The following is a 20257-nucleotide window of genomic DNA, read 5'->3' as shown; positions in this document are numbered from 1 at the left end:
GTTCATCCACACTTGGGCGTACGGCCGGCCGAACGCGCCTGCTGGTACACCGGCATGAGCCCGCCGGCCCGCGCGCGCAGTTCCTGGATGCGCGATTGGGGGTCCGGATGGGTGGACAACCACTGCGGCGGACGGCTCTGGCTGGCGGCGATCATGTTCTGCCACAGGTTCACCGCCTGCTGCGGATCGAAGCCGGCCTGGGCCATCAATTGCTGGCCGACCACGTCGGCCTCGGATTCCTGGGTGCGCGAGCCGGGCAGCAGGAACAGGCCCTGCACCGCGGCGCCGCCGAGCTGGTTGGTGGCGCTGGCCGCGCCTTCGCCGTAGCGCGAGCCTAGCAGGGCGCCGGCGATGCTCAGGCCGGTCTGGGCGGTGATCTGGCGGGTGATGCGCTCGTCGTGGTGGCGCGAGACCACGTGGCCGACCTCGTGCGCGATCACCGCCGCCAGCTGGTCCTGGTTCTTGGCGACCGTGAAGATGCCGGTGTTCACGCCGACCTTGCCGCCGGGCAGGGCAAAGGCGTTGGGCGAGCTGTCGACGAACACGGCGACGTCCCACTGCGCCTGCCAGCCGGCCGGCAGCTGGCGGGTCACCGCATCGACCACGCAGCGCACATAGCCGGTCTGGCGCGCGTCGGTGCTGAGCTTGCCCTTGGACTTGGCGTCGACGAAGGCTTGCGCGCCCATCTGATTGAGCTGTTCCTGCGATACCGCGCCCACGCTCTGCCGACGCCCGGTGGGCGAGGTGGTGGTGGCGCAGGCGGCGGCGACCAGCGCGATCGAGACACCGAGCAGTAAACGCTTCACTGAGCAGAATTCCCCTTGCGTATGACCGCGTTGTAGACCGATCGGGATTAACTTTTCGTCAAACGCGCCAGGGCGGGGACATCAGCCCTGCGCAACCAGCAAGGCGCAGGCGAGCAGGTTGTTGATTCCGTGCGCGGCGATGGCCGCCCACAGGGTACCGGTGCGGCGGTAAAGCCAGGCGAAGGCGGCGCCGATGCTGGCGTAGGTCAGCCACAACAGGCTGATCGCGCCGGGTCCGTTGCCGCTCAGACCGGGCAGTTCGTGCATCAGGGCGAAGGCCAGGCTGCTCAGGACGATGCCCAGGCCGGGCAGGCCGGCGGCCCAGAAGCGCCCGAACAGCACGCGCCGGAACAGCAGTTCTTCGTAGGCCGGTGCCAGCACCACCGCGAACAGCAGGGTCAGGACGAACTGGCTGCGCAGGGCGGCCTGGATCATCTCGACGTTGCTGGGCAGGGGTTCGATGCCGAACTGCTCGCCGATCCAGCTCAGCGCGGCGCTGAGGCCGAAGGTGGCCAGGCCCACGCCCGCGGCCCAGGCCCAGGTGGCGGGCCGGCGTGCGGCGCGCCAGGAGGCGGCGCGTTCCTCGCGCCCGGCGCGGCGGCGCAGCAGGTAGACGGCGAACGAAGCGCTGCCCATCGCGACCAGGGCCATGGCCAGCTGGGCCAGGCCGCCGGGTTGGCCGATGTCGGCGAAGGCGTCGGCGGTAGGCGCGGCTTGCTGCGCCAGGCCGATCTGGATGCCGCGCACGACCGCCCACGCGACCATGGTGGCGAAGCTCAGGGCCAGCATGATCGCGACCGCGATCAGGAAATCCAGCGCGGCGTGGCCGAGCACCGCGCGGGTGCGCGGCGCCGGCAGCGGCGGCGGCACCGCCGCGGGCAGGGCGGCGGCGGTGGGCTCGAAAGCGGGCGCCATCGGCGTCGGCTCAGACGTCGAGATTGGCGACCTTGAGCGCGTTGTCCTCGATGAAGGCGCGGCGCGGTTCGACCACGTCGCCCATGAGGGTGCTGAAGATCTGATCGGCGGCCACCGCGTCCTCGATGCGCACCTGCAGCAGACGGCGCGTTTCCGGATTGACCGTGGTGTCCCACAGCTGCTCGGGGTTCATTTCGCCCAGGCCCTTGAAGCGCTGGATCTGGCGGCCCTTCTTGGCTTCCTCGAGCAACCAGGCCTGCGCCTGGGCGAAGCTGTCGACCGGCTGGGCGCGATTGCCGCGCACGATCTGCGCGCCTTCGCGGACCAGGCCGTGCAACAGCGAGGCCGCTTCGCGCAAGGCGCGCAGCTCGCCGCCCTCGAAGGCCGACAGCGGCAGCACCTGGGTCAGTTCCTGGCCCATGTGACTGCGCGTGACCAGCAGCGCGGCCTGGCGCGCTTCGCTGGCCGGGTGCAGGCGCAGGCGGTAGCGCGGCTTGCCCAGACCGGTGCGGTTGAGGCGCTTTTCCAGCGCTTCGAGTTCGTGCTGTTCGTCGACGTTGGCCAGCAGGTGCGCGCTGTCCAGCGGGGTGAAGTCGATCAGCGCCTCGAGCACGTTGGGATCGTAGCGATGCGCGTTGCGCGCGATCGCTTCGCGCGCGCCGGCATAGGCCAGCAGCAGCTTCTCCAGCGCCGCGCCCTCGATCGGCAGCTCGCCCTCGGCCGGAATCAGGCCCGCGCCTTCGACGGCGTTGTTGGCCAGGTACACGTCCAGCGCGGTGTCGTCCTTGAGGTAGATCTCGTTCTTGCCCTGCTTGATCTTGTACAGCGGCGGCAGGCCGATATAGATGTGGCCGCGCTCGATCAGCTCCGGCATCTGCCGGTAGAAGAAAGTCAGCAGCAAAGTGCGGATGTGCGAGCCGTCGACGTCGGCGTCGGTCATCAGGATGATGCGGTGGTAGCGCAGCTTGTCCGGGTTGTACTCGTCCTTGCCGATGCCGGTGCCCAGGGCGGTGATCAGGGTGCCGACTTCGGCGCTGCCGAGCATGCGGTCGAAACGCGCGCGCTCGACGTTGAGGATCTTGCCCTTGAGCGGCAGGATCGCCTGGGTCTTGCGGTTACGGCCCTGCTTGGCCGAGCCGCCTGCGGAGTCGCCCTCGACGATGAACAGTTCCGACAGCGCCGGGTCTTTTTCCTGGCAGTCGGCGAGCTTGCCGGGCAGGCCGGCGATATCGAGCGCGCCCTTGCGGCGGGTGAGGTCGCGCGCCTTGCGCGCGGCTTCGCGCGCACGCGCGGCGTCGATGATCTTGCCGGTGATCGCGCGCGCTTCGTTCGGATGCTCCTGCAGGAATTCCTCCAGGCGCGCGCCGAAGGTGCTTTCCACCACCGGACGCACTTCCGAACTGACCAGTTTTTCCTTGGTCTGCGAGGAGAAGCTCGGGTCGGGCACCTTCACCGACAGCACCGCGATCATGCCTTCGCGCATGTCGTCGCCGGACAGCGCGACCTTGGCCTGCTTGGCGATGCCGCTGTTTTCGATGTAGTTGGTCAGCGTGCGGGTGAGCGCGGCGCGGAAACCGATCAGGTGGGTACCGCCGTCCTTCTGCGGGATGTTGTTGGTGAAGCAGAACATCGTTTCCTGGTAGGAATCGGTCCACTGCAACGCCACGTCCACGGTGATGCCGTTCTGCTCGCCCGACACCGAGATCACGTTCGGGTGCAGCGGCGTCTTGACCTGGGCCAGATGCTCGACGAAGGAGCGGATGCCGCCTTCGTACTGGAACACGTCGCGCCGGCCTTCGCCGCGCTCGTCGACCAGGGTGATCTTGACGCCGGAATTCAGGAACGACAGTTCGCGCAGGCGCTTGGCCAGGATGTCGTAGTGGAATTCGACGTCGGTGAAGATTTCCGCCGCCGGCTTGAAGCGCAGCAAGGTGCCGCGCTTGTCGGAGGCTTCGAGTTGCTTGAGCGGATACACCGGCTCGCCCAGCGCGTATTCCTGCTGGTGGTGGTGGCCGTCGCGCCAGATGTCCAGCCACAGCTGCTCGGACAGCGCGTTGACCACCGACACGCCCACGCCGTGCAGACCGCCCGAGACTTTGTAGCTGTTGTCGTCGAACTTGCCGCCCGCGTGCAGCACGGTGAGGATGACCTCGGCCGCCGACACGCCTTCTTCCTTGTGGATGTCGACCGGAATGCCGCGGCCGTTGTCGTAGCACGACACCGAGCCGTCGTCGTGCAGCGTGACGATCACATCGTCGGCGTGGCCGGCGAGCGCTTCGTCGATCGCGTTGTCAACGACTTCGAACACCATGTGGTGCAGACCGGTGCCGTCGTGGACGTCGCCGATGTACATGCCCGGCCGCTTGCGCACGGCTTCGAGTCCGCGCAAGACGGTGATCTTGCTGGAGTCGTAGGTCTGGTTCGGGGTCGGCTCGGGAAGCTGGTCGTTGTTTTCAGACATGCGCTGTGGGATTCCGCGGTCCGCCTACGGAGGTCGGAGACGCGACACATTAGCTGTAGGGACTGAGGCCGAGTATACCGCGCCTGGGGCCTGCCGGTCCGCCCGGGATATCCCCCGGTCAGACGGCAGCAGGAGAGGCCCTAGGCGGGCGTTGCCGGGCCGTGCGGGCTGCGCGGAGGGGGCGGGCCGGCCCCCGGTGCCTGCTGGGCGCACGAGGGTGCATTGCGGAGGAATCCGGGCAAGGGCGCGGCGCGGTCGGGCGTGCGCGGCTTCCGGTGGGGGTGCGGGGAAGCGGGAGCGGGTCGTGCGGTTCCGATCGCGATCGGGAGGCGGGCGTCGCTGCGCGCCCGCAGCGCAGCGATCGATGAGCTCTCTGGCCTTGGTCCCGCGGCTCGCGGCTGCCGGTATCACGACGCAGCGCAGTGGGGCGGCGCTCGATGTTCCACGTGGAACATCTAGGTAGGACGAATTTCTCCTTGTTCCACGTGGAACACCATGGTCTCGACGCCCAGCTCGGCCAGGGCGCTGGGCGCCTCGGTGCCGGTAATGAAGACCTGGGCGCCGCAGGCGATCAGGCGCTGCAGCACCCGGCGCTGGTGTTGACGGTCCAGTTCCGAGGCCAGATCGTCCAGCGCGATCACCGGCCACTCCTTGCGCGCCAGGGCGTGGTGCTCGGCCTGGGCCAGCAGCGCGGACAGGGCGGTGAGCTTGGCCTGGCCGCGCGACAGCGCGTCGCGGCCGGGCAGGCCGCCGAACTGGATGCGCCAGTCGGCCCGATGCGGGCCGACCGAGGTGTAGCCGGCGGTCTGATCGCGTTCGCGTGCCAGCAGCAGGGCGTCGGCCAGCGGCAGCTCGTCGCGGCGCCAACCCGGCAGGTAGTCCAGGCGGGTATCGCCCAGGGCCGGTGCCAGCTCGGCGGCCAGGGCCGAGAAGCGCGGCTGCAGATCCTCCAGGTAATGCTGGCGCCGCCGGCTCAAGGGTTCGCCGGCATCGGCGAGCTCGCGGTCCCAGGCATCGAGCTGGCCGTCGCGGGCCCGGGCCTTGAGCAAGGCGTTGCGCTGCTTGAGCGCACGGGTATACCGCCGCCACAGGGCAATGAAGTCGTGTTCCACGTGGAACAGGCCCCAATCCAGATAGCGCCGGCGCGACTCGGCGCCGCCGGTGATCAGCGCATGGCTGCCGGGCTCGAAGCTGACCACGGCCAGGGCCGCGCACAACTCACCCAGCTGGGCCACCGGGCTGCCGTCCAGGCGGCCGATCCAGTCCTGCCCGGTGTGGCGCAGGCCCGCCTTGCGCATCCGGGTCGCCTCCGGGCCGCCGTCAGCCACGGCGGCCGCATTCGGTCCCAGGCTTTCCTGCCACTCGACGAACACCTCCAGGGCAGGATCCCCGGCCCGGACCAGGCCGTCGCGGACCCGGCCACGGAAGCTGCGCCCGTAGGCCATCAAGTGCAGGGCCTCGAGCAGGCTGGTCTTGCCGGCGCCGTTGTCGCCGGTGATCAGGTTGATCCCGGGCGCCGGCGCCAGCCGGACATCGGCGAAGCGGCGCAGGCCGCGGGCTTCCAGACGGGTTACGTGCATGTGTGGATGATCGCAGATCGGGTTCGGGCGGCGCGGGAGGAATGCAGGACGCTGGGTGATTGGACGCACTGGGAGGTAGGGGGCAGAGGAGCAGGCGGGCAGCGGAGCAGGGAGCAGGGAGCGGAAATCGATGATCCGTCGATACGGCCTCCCCCTTTGAAAAAGGGGGATTGAGGGGGATTTGCTTTCAGGCCAGCCGCAAGCAGGGCCGCATCCTCCCCAACCCGTCCGGCCTCAGCCTTTAAGACGAGCGAGCAATGCACAGCCAAACCGAGGCAGCGCACAGCCCACGCCGGCGCCAAAACGAAACGCCCGGCAGCGCCGGGCGTTTCATGTTCCACGTGGAACCGATCCTCGCGGACCGGACGCCGATCAAAGCCGCAGCGGCATGACCACGTGGCGGCACTTCTCGTTGGCCGCTTCGCGCACCAGCGCCGAGGAGTTGGCGTCGCGCAGGGCGATCACCACGTGCTCGTCGCGCAGGGCGGTCAGGGCGTCGAGCAGGTAGTTGACGTTGAAGCCCACCGCCAAGTCGTCGACCTTGGTGTCGGCTTCCACCTCTTCCTGCGCTTCTTCCTGTTCCGGGTTATGCGCGCTGATCTTGAGCTGACCGGGCGAGACTTCGATGCGCACGCCGCGGTACTTCTCGTTCGACAGGATCGCCGCGCGCTGCAGGGCCGCACGCAGGGTCTCGCGCTCAATCCGCACTTCGCGGTCCGCACCGATCGGAATCACCGCTTCGTAGTCGGGGAAGCGGCCGTCGATGAGCTTGCTGGTAAAGGTCACGTCGTCGCGCTTGACCCGGATGTGGCCGCGGCCCATCTCGATCTCGATCTCGCGGTCGCCGCCTTCCAGCAGGCGCTGCAGTTCCTGCACGCCCTTGCGCGGCACGATGATCTGGCGCTTGGTCTGGCCGCTGCCTTCGTAGGCGGTTTCGCACAGCGCCAGGCGATGGCCGTCGGTGGCCACGCAGCGCAGGCTGTTCTCGCGCAGATCGAACAGCAGGCCGTTGAGGTAGTAGCGCACGTCCTGCTGGGCCATCGCGAACGCGGTGCGTTCGATCAGTTCCTTCAGCGCCGCTTCCGGCACGCGCACGCGCTCGGTGGCTTCGACTTCGTCGATCGACGGAAAGTCGTTGGCCGGCAGGCTGGCCAGCGTGAAGCGCGAACGCCCGGCCTGGACCGTGATCTTCTCGGCGGTCTGGGTGACGGTCACCTTGCTGCCGTCAGGGAGGGCGCGAACGATCTCGAACAGCTTGCGCGCCGGAATCGTGGTTTCGCCGTCTTTGGCGTCGTCCACGACGATGCGCGAGACCATTTCGACTTCCAGGTCGGTACCGGTCAGCGAGAGCTGCCCGTCCTTGACCTGTACCAGCAGATTGGCCAGGACCGGCAGGGTCTGCCGGCGTTCGACTACGTTGACGACTTGCGCCAACGGCTTGAGAAACACTTCTCGTTGCAGGCTGAAACGCATGCGGACCCCTTAGCCCCTAGTCGGTTCGGGCGGCAACGCCCAATACAAAAGAGATGGATAAATCAAAAGCATGGTGGTGATGGTGTCGCCGAAAACCCGGGAAAACTACAATAACTAATTGTTTTTACTGGATTTTTCGTTCATGCAAAGTTCGGTAGAACCGGACCCTGAGCTCCGGGACAATCTGTGGATAAATCTGCAGGCCGGTCGCCGGCTCCGATCTATCCACAGCTTGTACGCGGGCCATGCACCGCTTTGTTCGAAGAGTACCTGCACCGGCGCCGTTCGTCGCCTGCGGCCTCACTCGCTGAGCTTGCGGATCAGCTTGTCCCAATCCTCGCGAAGCTTGCCGTCGGTCTCCATCAGGGTGCGGATCTGCCGGCAGGCATGCAGCACCGTGGTGTGGTCGCGGCCGGCGAAGGCATCGCCGATCTCGGGCAGGCTGTGTTCGGTCAGTTCCTTGGTCAGCGCCATCGCGACCTGGCGCGGGCGCGCCAGGGAACGGGTGCGGCGCTTGGACAGCAGGTCCTTCATCTGCAGCCCGTAGTAATCGGCCACGGTCTTCTGGATGTTGGGGATGCCGATCGCCTGCTGCTGCGCGCGCAGCAGATCGCGCAGGGTCTCCTGGGCGAACTCGACGGTGATCGCGCGGCCGGTGAAGTTGGCGCGTGCGGTCAGGGTGTTGAGCGCGCCTTCCAGGTCGCGCACGTTGCTGCGCATCTTCTTGGCCAGCAGGAACGCGACTTCCTCCGGAATCGCGGCGCCGCGTTCCTTGGCCTTGGAGATCACGATCTGGGCGCGGGTCTCGAAGTCCGGCGGCTCGATCGCCACCGACAGGCCCCAGGCCAGGCGCGATTTCAGGCGCGGCTCCAGGCCCTCGACTTCGCGCGGGTAACGGTCGCAGGTCAGGATGATCTGCTGCTTGCCGTCGAACAGCGCGTTGAAGGTATGGAAGAACTCTTCCTGGGTGCGGTCCTTGCCGGCGAAGAACTGGATGTCGTCGATCAGCAACGCGTCCACGCGCTGGAACTGGCGCTTGAACTGATCCATGGTCTTGTCCTGCAGCGACTTCATCATCGCGCTGAAGAACTGTTCCGAGCGCAGGTACATCACGCGCATGGCCGGATTGGCCTCGCGCATGGCGTTGCCGGCGGCGAACATCAGATGGGTCTTGCCCAGGCCGGTGCCCCCGTACAGCAGCAGCGGGTTGTGCGCGCGTTCGCCGGGCTTCTGCGCGGCCTGCAGCGCCGCGGCGCGGCCGAGCTGGTTGCTGCGGCCTTCGACGAAGTTGTCGAAGGTGTAGTGATTGTCCAGATTGCCCTGGAAGGGTTCGACCGGCGCCACCGCGGCCGGGCGGCCGGCGCTGACCGGCTCGGCTTCGCGCACCGGCGCCACGCGCGGCAGCGAACCGATTTCCAGGCTGACCTCGGCGCTGCCGGCGAAATAGTTCAGCAGCTCGCGGATGCGCGCCAGGTAGCGTTCGCGCACATGCTCGACGACGAAGGCGTTGGGCGCGTACAGCACCGTGACGTCGTCGCGCTGGGCCGCTTGCAGCGGCTTGAGCCAGGTGTGGACATCCTCGACCGGGTATTCGGCTTCGAGTCGTTCGAGGCAGCGGGGCCAAGCTTCCATCGGTCGGCAGGTCTTCTTAGTGCGGTGCGGCCGGCCTGGGGGCGCGGCGGTCGAAACGCCGCCGGCCGCGCGATGCAACTCGCGGCGAACGGGGCAGGGGGGTCGGCCAGACTATCACCGCGGCGAGGTCCGGAACAGGACTTGTCCACAAGGCTGAACACAGGCTAGTCCACAGGCCCGGACCCGGCGCGAGCCAGTCAGGACGCGGATTGGCGCGTTCTTGGCCAGGCGCCGGACACCGCATCGCCGCAGCATGGACCCCGTCCGTCGCAGCCGCCGGGGACACCGCCCCCGCCGGCCCGCTGTTCAGTTCAACTTGACCGCGCCCTGGGATCGCCGCTATGATCGCCGGTCTTTTCCGCCGTATTAATTGAGCCGGACCATGGCCACCAAGCGCACCTATCAGCCCAGCAACCTCAAGCGCAAGCGCGACCACGGTTTCCGTGCCCGCATGGCGACCGCCGACGGCCGCAAGATCCTGGCCCGTCGTCGCGCCAAGGGCCGCAAGCGTCTTTGCGCCTAAACGTCGTTCCGGTTGCCCGTCGCTAAGGCGATCCCAGGCAACCGTCCGGCAATCGCCGGTACCGACCCGATGAATTCCACCCGCTTCCCGCGCACCGCGCGGGTACGCGCGCGTTCGGATTTCGACCGCATCTTCAAGCACGGCCGGCGCATCGCGCTGCCCGTGCTTGCTTTGCATTGGCAGGTCGTCGATTGCGAGCCGCGTCTGGGCCTGGCGGTATCGCGCAAGGTCGACCCGCACGCGGTCGGCCGCAACCGCATCAAGCGCGCCCTGCGCGATACCTTCCGCAAACTGCGTGCCGGGCTGGCGCGCGGCGATTACGTCGTGGTCGCCCGCCCCGGCGCCTCGCGCTGCACGCGCGAGGAACTCGACCAGGCCTTCCTGGGTCTGCTCAAGCGCGCCGGCGCGTTGCCCGCACCTGCGGTGCCCGGCACAATGCCGGCCGATCCCATTCCCTCCCCACTGCCGGACCCCGGTCCCGGCTGAGCCCGCCTGCTGCCCATGAACCAGACCCGTGTATTCCTGATCTTCGCCTGGCTGATGGTGGCGACCCTGCTGTGGATCGAATGGGGCAAGGAGAAGTCCGCGCCTCCGGCGCCGGCGGTGACCGCCGCTTCCGCCGCCGCCACGGCCAGCACCGTGCCCGGCGCGACCGTGCCCACGGCCGCGGCCGGCAAGGGCCTGGTGCCCGCAGCGCCGGCGCTGCCCGGCGCCGCACCGACCGCCACGGTCGCCGCGCCCAGCGCCGCGCAGACCGTCACCGTCACCACCGACGTGCTCAAGGTCGTGCTCGACGGCGGCACCCTGCACCGCGCCGACCTGCTGAAGTATCCGAGCGAAGCGGCCGACGACAGCGCGCCGGTGCGCCTGCTGGCCGAGGACGCCAACAACTACTTCGTCGCCCAGAGCGGCTGGGTCAGCCAGAACGGCGCCACCCCGACCCATGAGGGCGGCTTCGTGCCCGAAAGCGCGCAGCGCGACTACGTGCTGGCCAACGGCGCCAAGGAAATCGCGGTGCCCTTCGTCTGGACCGGCGCCAATGGCCTGACCATCCGCCGCACCTACGTGTTCCAGCACAGCGGTTACGCTGTCACCGTGCGCGACGAAATCGTCAACGCCGGCGCCGCGCCGTGGCAGGGCGTGATCTACCGCCAGCTCGCGCGCGTGCCGCGCGCGTTGACCCGCAGCGGCCCGATGAATGCCGAGCAGTACAGCTTCCAGGGCGCGGCCTGGTACAGCGCCGCCGACAAGTACGAGAAGCGCAAGTTCGACAAGTTCGGCGAGGACGGCCCGCTCGACAAGAAGGTCACCGGCGGCTGGGTGGCGATGCTGCAGCACCACTTCTTCGCGGCCTGGATCCCGGGCACCAACGACGAGGGCATGTTCTCGCTCGCGACCGCCGGCACCGCCGGCGGCGGCGCGCAGTACCTGATCCGCGACCTCGGCCCGGCCGTCAACGTCGCCCCGGGCGCCAAGGCGCAGACCGTGGCGCGCCTGTGGATCGGTCCCAAGCTGGTCAAGGCGATCGAGGGCCAGCAGGTCCCCGGCCTGGAGCGCGCGGTCGACTTCAGCAGCTACAGCATCATGGCCACGATGGCCAACGCGATCTTCTGGCTGCTGGACAAGCTGCACGGTCTGTTCGGCAACTGGGGCTGGTCGATCATCGGCCTGGTGGTGCTGATCAAGCTAGCCATGTATCCGCTGTCCGCCGCGCAGTACCGCTCGATGGCGAAGATGCGCAAGTTCCAGCCGCGCATCGAGCAGCTCAAGGAGCGCTACGGCGAGGACAAGCAGAAGTTCCAGATGGCGATGATGGAGCTGTACAAGAAGGAGAAGATCAATCCGGTCGGCGGCTGTCTGCCGATCCTGGTGCAGATGCCGGTGTTCCTGGCGCTGTACTGGGTGTTGCTGGAGTCGGTCGAGCTGCGCCACGCGCCGTGGATGCTGTGGATCCACGATCTGACCGCGCGCGATCCGTTCTTCGTGCTGCCGCTGATCAACATCGCGGTGATGTGGGCGACGCAGAAGCTGACGCCGACGCCGGGCATGGACCCGATGCAGAAGAAGATGATGCAGCTGATGCCGCTGGTGTTCGGCGTGATGTTCGCGTTCTTCCCGGCCGGTCTGGTGTTGTACTGGATCACCAACAGCGGTCTGGGTCTGCTGCAGCAGTGGTGGATGACCAAGCGTTACGCCGAGGCGCCGGCCAAGGCCTGATCCGCGCCGCATCGTTCGCTCACGAAGCCCGCCGCTCGGCGGGCTTCGTGTTTGTGGGCGGCGAGCTATGCCTGTCGATCCGATCGGATCGGGACTCCGCTTGGCCTTTGACTCCCTCCTTTATCAAAGGAGGGTTGGGGAGGATTTGCTCTTGCTTGGCTTTGCGCGGGTTCTTCACGGAAGTCAAAGGCTTCCGCCTGCTGCGCATGCGGGTCACTTTCTCTTGCTAGCCCAAGAGAAAGTAACCAAAGAGAAGGGCTCGCTTGGCCAAAGCTCCCCTGCGGGTTCGGTGCTGGCGCGGGGATTTTTCGAATGGACGTCCCTGTCCATTCGAAAAACGGCGCGCGTCCTGCGCGCCGCCCTTCGGGTCTACGGGTGGTCGTGTGAGTGCGGGGCTTTTGGACTTCAATGCCGCGACAACAGCAACAGCAACAGCAACAGCAACAGCAACAGCAACAGCAACAGCAACTCAACGGCAACAGCCATTGTCGTCGCAACCGCCACTGCTGCTTGGGCGTCCCTTCTCCCGCCTGCGGGTGAGGGGCAGCGCTTGCGAGCCATGGGCTCGCGCTGCACCGAATGCCCGACCGCTGGGCGGTCGAGCCTCAGGGTGAGGGTGAGGGCGGCGCAGCGCCGTAGGCACAATTGCTTTTCCTCCTGGCCGTGCGCCATCTACCCCATACCCAACGCGTTACCCTGATGCCCCACCGCCGTCCCGAACCCGTATGACCGCCACGCCCCCTTCCGACCGCGACACCATCGCCGCGATCGCCACCGCTCCCGGCGCGGGCGGTGTCGGCATCGTGCGTTTGTCGGGGCCGCGTGCGCGTGCGATCGGCGAGGCCGTGGCCGCGCGGCGGTTGCGGCCGCGCCATGCCCACCATGTGCGTTTCGTCGATGCCAGCGGCGAGGCCATCGACGACGGCATCGCGCTCTACTTCGCCGCGCCCGCCAGCTACACCGGCGAGGACGTGGTCGAGTTGCAGGCGCACGGTAGTCCCGCCGTGCTGCAGGCCCTGGCCGCGCGCTGCGGCGCGCTCGGGGCCCGCCGCGCGCGGCCCGGCGAATTCAGCGAACGCGCGTTCCTCGAAGGCCGCCTCGACCTGGCCCAGGCCGAGGCCGTCGCCGACCTGATCGCGGCCGCCGACGAACGCGCCGCCCGTGCGGCGCGGCGCGCGCTGGACGGCGAGTTCTCGCGCCGCGTCGATGCCCTGGCCGACGAGCTGCTGGCGGTGCGCGTGCACGTCGAAGCCGCGATCGATTTCGCCGACGAACCCCTGGATACCTTGGGCGGCGCGGCCCTGCGCCGCCGTTTCGCTTCGCTGTCGGCCGACCTGGACGCCCTGCTGGCCGCCGCCGAACGTGGCCGCCGCCTGCGCGACGGCCTGCACGCGGTCATCGTCGGCCCGCCCAACGCCGGCAAGAGTTCGCTGCTCAACGCCCTGGCCGGCAGCGAGCGCGCCATCGTCACCGACATCGCCGGCACCACCCGCGACCTGCTGCACGAGACCATCCGCAGCGACGGGGTCGAACTGACCCTGGTCGATACCGCCGGCCTGCGCGAGGGCGGCGACGCGATCGAGCGCGAGGGCATGCGCCGCGCCCGCGACGAACTCGCGCGCGCCGACTTGGCGATCGTGGTGCTGGACGCGCGCGATCCCGAGTCCGGCCGCGCCGCGGTCGCCGACGCCATCGCCGGCGTGCCCGCGCGGCTGTGGCTGCACAACAAGGCCGACCTGCTGGAGCCGGCCGCGGCCGCCGCGCTGGACGACGACCGCATCGCCCTGTCGGCGCGCACCGGCCAAGGGCTGGACGCCCTGCATGTGCAGCTGCGCCGGCTCGCCCAGGGCGAGGGCGCCGACGCCAGCGAGGGCGCCTTCACCGCCCGCGCCCGCCACGTCGAAGCGCTGCGCCGGGCCCAGGCCGAACTGGCCGACGCCGGGGTCCAGCTCGAGCGCGAAGTCCTGGACCTGGCCGCCGAGTCGCTGCGTCAGGCCCACGATGCCCTGGGCGAGATCACCGGTCGGGTCCGCGCCGACGATCTGCTCGGGCACATCTTCTCCAGCTTTTGCATCGGTAAGTAGGCCGCCACCACGGTCCGGTGGCACGCCCCTTCGGGCCCCGTCCGTACCGCCGCTGGCCGTCAGCGGCGCCCGCCGGGCAAGGGCACGGCGACGGCCCCGCCACGTTGCGGAGTTTGGCCGCGCGCCCCCAAGCGGGCGCTCGCGGAACCCTCTTGCCTCGGATCGGTCACAATCCCCGATTCATGCCTGGCCGAGCCCGTTTTGGGCCCCCGGCCGCTTGACAAACGCGGCCTGCTAGCGCGTCCTATCCGGCGTGTGCTCGCTACGGCGCACTTCAGGGGAGTTTTGCCAATGACTGTGAACCAAAATGACCGGCGTTCACGCCGGCTGTCCGTCGTAACGCATGCGACCATCGCGCTGGCCCTGGCCTGCACGCTGGCTGCTTGCGGTAAGGATCAACCCGCCCAGGATGCGGCGGCCACCTCCGCGGCCACCACGGCCCCGGCGGTAACACCGGAAACCGCAGTGTCGGCCAAGGTCTCGGCCTTGACCGTCGACCAGCTGCGCGAGGCCGCCCGCAAGGCCTATGCGGAAAACCGTTTGTACGCACCGGTCGAAGACAATGCGGTGGAGTACTACCTCGCATTGCGCGACAAGGCGCCGGCCGACGCCGCCGTCTCCAGCGCCCTCACCGACCTGCTGCCGATGACCGTCATCGCCACCGAGCAGAGCGTCGGCCGCGAAGACTTCGCCGAGGCCCAGCGTCTGTCGGCCCTGTTGGAAAAAGCCGACGCCCAGCATCCGGCCCTTGCGCGCCTGAAGGCCAGCATCGTCGCCAAGCAGGCCGAAGTCGCCAAGCGCGCCGAGGAGCAGGTCCTGACCGCCGAAGAGCAGGCCAAGAAGCAGGCCGAGCTCGAGAAGCAGCGTCTGGCCCAGCAGGAAGCGCAGCAGAAGCAGGCCGCGACCCAGTTGGCCGCGACCCAGGCCGCCGAGCGTCAGGCCGCCGCCACCCGCGAAGCCGATCAGCGCGCCGCCGACCAGCGTGCCGCCGATCAGCGCGCGGCCGAGCAACGCGCGGCCGAAGCGCGCGCCGCCGAAGCGCGTCAGACCGCCGCCGCCACGCCGTCGGCGGGCAGCGATCTGCGCGCGGTGTCGACGCCGGCGCCGCGTTATCCGCCGGAAGCGCTGCGCGCGGGTCAGTCGGGCGAGGTGCAGGTCGAGTTCACCGTCGGCACCGACGGTTCGGTCACCGCCGCCCGCGTGGTCCGTTCCAATCCGGCGCGCATCTTCGATCGCGAGGCGGTCAATGCGGTGCGCAAGTGGCGGTTCCAGCCGGTGGGGGCACCGGTCACGACCCGTCGCACGATCGGGTTCAATCCCGGCGGTTAAGCGATATCAGGCGGGAGTGCGGCGACGCACAGGGGACCCGCCGGCAGCACCCGCAACGCCCGGCTTCGGCCGGGCGTTGTTTTTTGTACGGCTTACGAACCGCAGGCTCGTGCGCGAATCTCGACCACTTGCTCTCAGCTCTATAGCTCCTAGCTCCTAGCTCTATAGCTCCTAGCTCCCTCCTTTATCAAAGGAGGGTTGGGGAGGATTTGCTTTTGCTTTGCTTTTGTCTCTTCGTCACGAAGGTCAACGGCTTCCGCCTGCTGCGCATGCGGGTCACTTTCTCTTGCTAGCCCAAGAGAAAGTAACCAAAGAGAAGGGCTAGCCGGACCAAACCTCCCCTGCGAGTGCGGAGCTCGCGCCGGGATTTTTCGATAGGACATCCCTGTCCTATCGAAAAACGGCGCGCGTCCTGCGCGCCGCCCTTCGGGTCTATGGTGGGTCGTGTGAGTACGGGGCTTTTGGATTTGAATGCCGCGGCAACAGCAACAGCAACAGCAACAGCAACAGCAACAGCAACAGCAACAGCAACAGCAACAGCAACAGCGACAACTGCAGTCGCAGCGAGCGCTGCGTCGTTACGACGACGCTCGCGAACGTAGGATGTGGTGAGCCTTGGGCGAACCGCATCGTCGCGTGACTACGATGCATCGCGACGGCGGGGTGGTCGTCGCGTCCTACGCCACGCGATGCGCCGCATCGAAACAAAAAGCCCGGCGCTAGGCCGGGCTTTCTGCGATACGCACTGCGGCTCGAACCTCAGCCTGAAATCGCCAGGCGTTCGTTGTGGTAACGGCGCACCGCCGCGAACCACAGCAGCGCGGCCAGGGCGAAGCCGGCGGCCAGGTAGACCATCCATACCTGCGGCGCGATGAACTCGCCGCGGATCACCTTCAGCAGCAGCTGGTTCTGGGCCAGGAACGGCACCGTGAACTGCCACAGCTGGGTCTTGAGCGGGTTCACCATCAGGATGATGGTCGGCACCATCGGCATCAGCATCAGCCAGGTCATGTGGCTTTGCGCCTCCTTGATGCTCTTGGCCCCGGCGGCCAGATAGGTGAGCAGGGCGGTGCCGATGAACAGCATCGGCAGCAGGATCAGCAGCATCTTGCCGATCGCCATGAAACTCACGTCGAGCATGCGCGAGCTGCCTGTGCCCATCTGCGCGCTGAGCTTGAACGCCAGCAGGGTCAGCAGCAGCGACGTGAAACCCAGCACACAGGCGGCGGCGATCTTGCCGCTGACGATGGAGCCGCGCGAGGCGGGCGTGGCCAGCAGCGGTTCCAGCGACTGGCGTTCGCGCTCGCCGGCGGTGGCGTCCAGGATCAGGGCCGCGCCGCCGATGAAGGACGAGAAGATCAGCAGGTAGGGCAGCATGAAGGACAGCATCAAACCGCGCTTGGCTTCCGGCGTGGCCAGATCGCGCGTGCCCACGTTGACCGGCCGCACGATGGTCGGCGACAGGCCGCGCGCGAGCAGGCGCAGCGCGCCGACCTGCTGGCTGTACGACTCCAGCGCGTTGCGCAGGCGCGCACTGGGAATCTCGGCGTCGCGTCGCGTCGTGTCCTGCACGATCTCGACCAGGGCCGGTTGCCCGTCCTTCCACTGCTTGCCGTAGTCGGCGCCGATCTGCAGGGCGACGTCGACGTCCTGGCGCGCGATCGCCTGGTCCAGATCGGCCGGCGGCTTGGTCGCGACGATGCCGCGCGTGGCCAGGTAGGCGATCAGGTTGGGCGCGCGCTCGGCGCCCAGCACCGGCACCTCCAGGGTCTTGTCGAGCTGGGTCTTGGCGCGCTTCTCGGCCAGCGAGCCCATGCCCAGCATCAGCACCGGATACAGCAGCGGACCCAGCAGCAGGGCCAGGGCGAGGGTACGGCGGTCGCGGCCGATGTCGCGCAGTTCCTTGCGCATCACCGCCATCGTTGCGGAGAACCAGGAAGTCTTCATGCGTGCAGGCCCTCGTCGCTGCCGATCGCGCGCACGAACGCGTCCTCGAGATTGGCTTCGCCGGTCTGCGCGCGCAGCTCGTCGGCGGTGCCGGAGGCGACCACCTTGCCCTTGGCCACGATCACGATCCGATCGCAGAGCGCGGCCACCTCCTGCATGATGTGGCTGGAGAAGATCACGCAACGTCCCTCGTCGCGCAATTGCTTGAGGAAACCGCGCATCGCGCGCGTGGTCATCACGTCCAGGCCGTTGGTGGGCTCGTCCAGGATCACGTTGCGCGGGTCGTGGATGAGGGCGCGCGCGATCGCGGTCTTGGTGCGCTGGCCTTGCGAGAAGCCTTCGGTCTGGCGGTCGAGGATGTCGTTCATGTCCAGCGCCGCCGCCAGGGTGCGCGTGCGCTCGGCGATCGCCGAACGCGACATGCCGTGCAGCTCGCCGAAGTAGGCGATGTTCTCGCGCGCGGTCAGGCGCTTGTACACGCCGCGCGCGTCGGGCAGCACGCCCAGCGCGCGCCGCACCGTGGCCGGATCGCGGCGCGCATCGACGCCGTCGACCTGGATGTCGCCGCGATCGGGCTGCATCAGGGTGTAGAGCATGCGCAGGGTGGTGGTCTTGCCGGCGCCGTTGGGGCCGAGCAGGCCGGTGATCTGTCCGTCGCGGGCCTCGAAGTCGACGCCCTCGACGGCGTGAACCATGCCGGTCTTGGTTTTGAAACTCTTGTGCAGATCGTTTGCGGTGATCATGGATGAACGCCTGGAAAAGTGGGAACGCGGTGGATCGCAGCGCGCTACGCGCTACGGCTCCCACCCGTTGAACGAGACGAACGGCGGCACGTAGTCCAGCGTGCCCAGGCACTTGGCGTCGAGCTGCTTGGCGTCGGCGCTTTCCAGGAACTGGCTCAGCAGCTTGGGCATGCAGCCCGAAGCGAAGCTGCCGTGGCCCTGGCCGCGCAACACCAGATGGCGACCGTTGGGCAGGCCCTTGAGCACCTGCTCGCCGTAGCGCGGCGGCGTCACCGGATCGAACTCGCCCGACAGCAGCAGCGTCGGCAGGGACGATTTGAACGGTGCGTGGAAATCGGCCGGTCGCTTGCCGGTCGGCCAGGCCTTGCACTGCGCCACCAGCACCGTGGACAGGTCGCTGCCCATCACGGTGTCGACGTCGGCGGGATCGTCCTTCAGCAGGTCGGCGTCCTCGGCGCAGATCACCGACAGCTGCATGCCGTGCATGATCTGTTCGCTGACCTGGCCCTGGATCAACTGCGCCAGCGACATCAGCGGCGCGTAGCGGCCCTGGTCGGCTTCGTTGAGCACCAGCGGCAGCAGCGCGGCGGCCTGCGGTGCGTAGGCGAACATGCGGGTGAGGCCGGCGACCGCGCCGGCGGTGGCCATGTCGCGCTTGAGCTCGCCGGTGGTCGGATCGCGGTACTCGACCTCGACCGGATGCTCTTTCAGGCGCGCCATCAGCTCGCGCAGCTGCGCGCGCGGGTCGTCGCCGAAACGCTGGCGGCAGGTCGGCGTCTTGCGGCACTGCTCGAACTGCAGCGCCAGCGAGGCGTCCAGGTTGCGCGCGTGCTCGGAGCCCAGCACCAGCTCGTTGGGGACCACGCCGTCGATCACCACCGTGCGCGTATACGCCGGGTAGCGCATCGCGTACTGCTGGGCCACGCGGGTGCCGTAGGAGCCGCCGACCACGTCGATCTTGTCGACACCCAGCGCCGCGCGCACCGCGTCCAGGTCGCGCACCGCGTCGGTGGTGGTGTAGTAGCGCGGATCGGCCTGCAGCTTGGCCGCGCAGTCGCCGGCGAACTTGACCGCGGCGTCGATGCCGCCGGCATCGTCCTCCATCACCGCGCTATCGCCCTTGGCGTTGCGGCAGATCAGCGGGTTCGACTCGCCGGTGCCGCGCTGGTCGATCAGCACGATGTGGCGGTGCTTGCGCACTTCGCGGAACGCCGAGTCCATGGTCGGCCAGACTTCGGTGGCGGCCTGGCCGGGGCCGCCGGCGAGGAAGAACACCGGATCGGCGGCGATGTCGGCCTCGTCGGTCGCCGGCAGCCAGGCGATGTTGAGCTGGACCTGGCGGCCCTTGGGCAGCGCCGGGTTCTCCGGCACCGCATAGCGCGCGCACTGCGCGGCGATGCTGTCGGCCGCGAACGGGCTGGCCAGCGAGCAGGGTTTGAAGGCGATTTTGCCGTACAGGCGCTGGCCGACGCCGGCCTGGGCCGGATCCTTCGCGGCCGGGCCCTGGCCGCAGCCGGCCAACAGCAGGGCGGCCGCGAGCGCGGCCGTCAAAGTCTGGGTGATACGCATGGATCCCTCTCGTCCTAAGGCGATGCGCCTTCAGGATGACAGACTGGGGCAGGCGGAAGAATGTGACCGAGGGGTGTTGCGGTTCGGCGGAAAGCGGCGGTGGGGTGGGAGCGGCACACGCCGCGACCGCGGAACCCATGGACCGACGTCTGTTGCGCGTCTCGCTCCGCGTGGCCGGCGACGCGATGCGTGGCCCCGCGGTCGCGGCGTGCGCCGCTCCTACAGGAGGCCCGTGCTCTCTTGAGTGCGTCGAGACCGCTTTGGGGTAGGAGCGGCGTGAGCCGCGACCGCGAACCCCATAGACCCACGTCTGTTGCGCGTCTCGCTCCGCGTGGCCGGCGACGCGATGCGTGGCCCCGCGGTCGCGGCGTGTGCCGCTCCTACAGGGGCGCGCGGCTTGCGTCGTTCGGGGGTTACAGATCCGGGCCCGCGGACGCGCGTCTGTCCTCGATCTCGTCGCTCTCGCCGCCGTCGCGCGCGGTCTTGGCCAGCGCCTGGTAGCGGTTGCGATAACGGTCCAGCGCGGCCTCGTCCAGTTCTTCCAGGTCCAGCAGGGCGTTGTGGGCGTCGCGGCTGGCGCGGATCAGCTCGTCGAGCTTGATCTGCATGGCCTCGGTGTCGCGGTTCTGAGTGTTCTGGATCAGGAACACCATCAGGAAGGTGATGATGGTGGTGCCGGTGTTGATGACCAGCTGCCAGGTGTCGCTGAAGCCGAACAGCGGCCCGGAGATCAGCCAGACCAGGATCAGTCCTGCCGCCAGCGCGAAGCACAGCGGCCGGCCGGTGAAGCGCGACGCCCACTTGGCGATACGGGTGAAACCGCTGTGCATGCTCATGACCGGCCCCGCTGCTGGGAGGCGGCCATGGTGGGGCGCGCGATGTGGAGCAGGAGTGAGGCTGGAAGCGAAAAGCCAGAAGTGAGCGTAGAGGAGTGAGAAGTGAGTAGAAGCGCTTTCGCTCGCTCCTCACTCCTCTACG

Annotated in this window: 16 protein-coding genes; 5 read left to right on the top strand and 11 right to left on the bottom strand. The window is 68.4% G+C overall.

What is annotated here, in order from left to right:
• Nucleotides 1–2: 2 nt before the first annotated feature.
• From BMZ45_RS15850 to dnaA, 6 genes are all read right to left on the bottom strand, one after another.
• Nucleotides 3–806, bottom strand: a complete 804-nt coding sequence (locus BMZ45_RS15850; RefSeq protein WP_091637501.1) for a M48 family metallopeptidase — start codon at nucleotides 804–806, stop codon at nucleotides 3–5.
• Nucleotides 807–887: 81 nt separating this feature from the next.
• Nucleotides 888–1721, bottom strand: coding sequence for a CPBP family intramembrane glutamic endopeptidase (locus BMZ45_RS15845; protein WP_091637500.1), 834 nt, complete (start codon nucleotides 1719–1721; stop codon nucleotides 888–890).
• Nucleotides 1722–1731: 10 nt separating this feature from the next.
• Nucleotides 1732–4182: a DNA topoisomerase (ATP-hydrolyzing) subunit B gene (gene gyrB, locus BMZ45_RS15840; RefSeq protein WP_091637499.1), complete on the bottom strand. Its 2451-nt coding sequence runs from the start codon at nucleotides 4180–4182 to the stop codon at nucleotides 1732–1734.
• 455 nt (nucleotides 4183–4637) lie between these two features.
• Nucleotides 4638–5762 (bottom strand): DNA replication/repair protein RecF, encoded by a 1125-nt coding sequence (gene recF, locus BMZ45_RS15835; RefSeq protein ID WP_091637498.1) that lies wholly within the window; start codon nucleotides 5760–5762, stop codon nucleotides 4638–4640.
• Between the two features lie 372 nt (nucleotides 5763–6134).
• Nucleotides 6135–7235, bottom strand: coding sequence for a DNA polymerase III subunit beta (gene dnaN, locus BMZ45_RS15830; RefSeq protein ID WP_091637497.1), 1101 nt, complete (start codon nucleotides 7233–7235; stop codon nucleotides 6135–6137).
• A 300-nt stretch (nucleotides 7236–7535) separates the two neighbouring features.
• On the bottom strand, nucleotides 7536–8867 hold the full coding sequence (gene dnaA, locus BMZ45_RS15825) for a chromosomal replication initiator protein DnaA (protein WP_091637496.1): 1332 nt from the start codon (nucleotides 8865–8867) through the stop codon (nucleotides 7536–7538).
• Between the two features lie 382 nt (nucleotides 8868–9249).
• Here dnaA and rpmH point away from each other — a divergent pair, with 382 nt between their 5' ends.
• The 3 genes from rpmH (at nucleotide 9250) to yidC (ending at nucleotide 11607) form a co-directional block, all read left to right on the top strand.
• A complete protein-coding gene (gene rpmH / locus BMZ45_RS15820) occupies nucleotides 9250–9390 on the top strand; it encodes a 50S ribosomal protein L34 (protein WP_031374044.1) in 141 nt (46 codons plus the stop codon).
• A gap of 69 nt (nucleotides 9391–9459) precedes the next feature.
• Nucleotides 9460–9876 carry a ribonuclease P protein component gene (rnpA, locus tag BMZ45_RS15815; RefSeq protein WP_091637495.1) on the top strand — a complete coding sequence of 139 codons (417 nt, stop codon included), beginning with the start codon at nucleotides 9460–9462 and terminating at the stop codon, nucleotides 9874–9876.
• Between the two features lie 15 nt (nucleotides 9877–9891).
• Entirely contained in the window at nucleotides 9892–11607 is a 1716-nt protein-coding gene (gene yidC, locus BMZ45_RS15810; protein ID WP_091637494.1) for a membrane protein insertase YidC, read from the top strand.
• A 405-nt stretch (nucleotides 11608–12012) separates the two neighbouring features.
• On the opposite strand, the gene BMZ45_RS21730 is transcribed toward yidC, so the two are convergent.
• The gene (locus tag BMZ45_RS21730; RefSeq protein ID WP_091637493.1) at nucleotides 12013–12279 is read right to left on the bottom strand and encodes a hypothetical protein; all 267 of its coding nucleotides are present in this window, start codon (nucleotides 12277–12279) and stop codon (nucleotides 12013–12015) included.
• A 53-nt stretch (nucleotides 12280–12332) separates the two neighbouring features.
• Here BMZ45_RS21730 and mnmE point away from each other — a divergent pair, with 53 nt between their 5' ends.
• Nucleotides 12333–13691 (top strand): tRNA uridine-5-carboxymethylaminomethyl(34) synthesis GTPase MnmE, encoded by a 1359-nt coding sequence (mnmE, locus tag BMZ45_RS15800; protein ID WP_091637492.1) that lies wholly within the window; start codon nucleotides 12333–12335, stop codon nucleotides 13689–13691.
• Between the two features lie 291 nt (nucleotides 13692–13982).
• The gene (locus tag BMZ45_RS15795) at nucleotides 13983–15020 is read left to right on the top strand and encodes an energy transducer TonB (protein WP_091637491.1); all 1038 of its coding nucleotides are present in this window, start codon (nucleotides 13983–13985) and stop codon (nucleotides 15018–15020) included.
• Between the two features lie 759 nt (nucleotides 15021–15779).
• Here the strand turns inward: BMZ45_RS15795 and BMZ45_RS15785 are convergent.
• From BMZ45_RS15785 to BMZ45_RS15770, 4 genes are all read right to left on the bottom strand, one after another.
• Nucleotides 15780–16967 (bottom strand): ABC transporter permease, encoded by a 1188-nt coding sequence (locus tag BMZ45_RS15785; protein WP_091637489.1) that lies wholly within the window; start codon nucleotides 16965–16967, stop codon nucleotides 15780–15782.
• Entirely contained in the window at nucleotides 16964–17710 is a 747-nt protein-coding gene (locus BMZ45_RS15780) for an ABC transporter ATP-binding protein (protein ID WP_091637488.1), read from the bottom strand. The genes BMZ45_RS15785 and BMZ45_RS15780 overlap by 4 nt, the downstream gene beginning before the upstream one ends.
• 51 nt (nucleotides 17711–17761) lie before the next feature.
• Entirely contained in the window at nucleotides 17762–19279 is a 1518-nt protein-coding gene (locus BMZ45_RS15775) for an alpha/beta hydrolase (protein WP_091637487.1), read from the bottom strand.
• Between the two features lie 413 nt (nucleotides 19280–19692).
• Nucleotides 19693–20115: a low affinity iron permease family protein gene (locus BMZ45_RS15770; RefSeq protein ID WP_091637486.1), complete on the bottom strand. Its 423-nt coding sequence runs from the start codon at nucleotides 20113–20115 to the stop codon at nucleotides 19693–19695.
• Nucleotides 20116–20257: the final 142 nt, after the last annotated feature.

This window comes from Lysobacter sp. cf310 (assembly GCF_900114355.1).
In the GTDB taxonomy this organism is placed as follows: Bacteria; Pseudomonadota; Gammaproteobacteria; order Xanthomonadales; family Xanthomonadaceae; genus Lysobacter.
The sequence above is the reverse complement of the archived record's forward strand: the minus strand, read 5'-3'. Positions and strand labels throughout refer to the sequence as shown.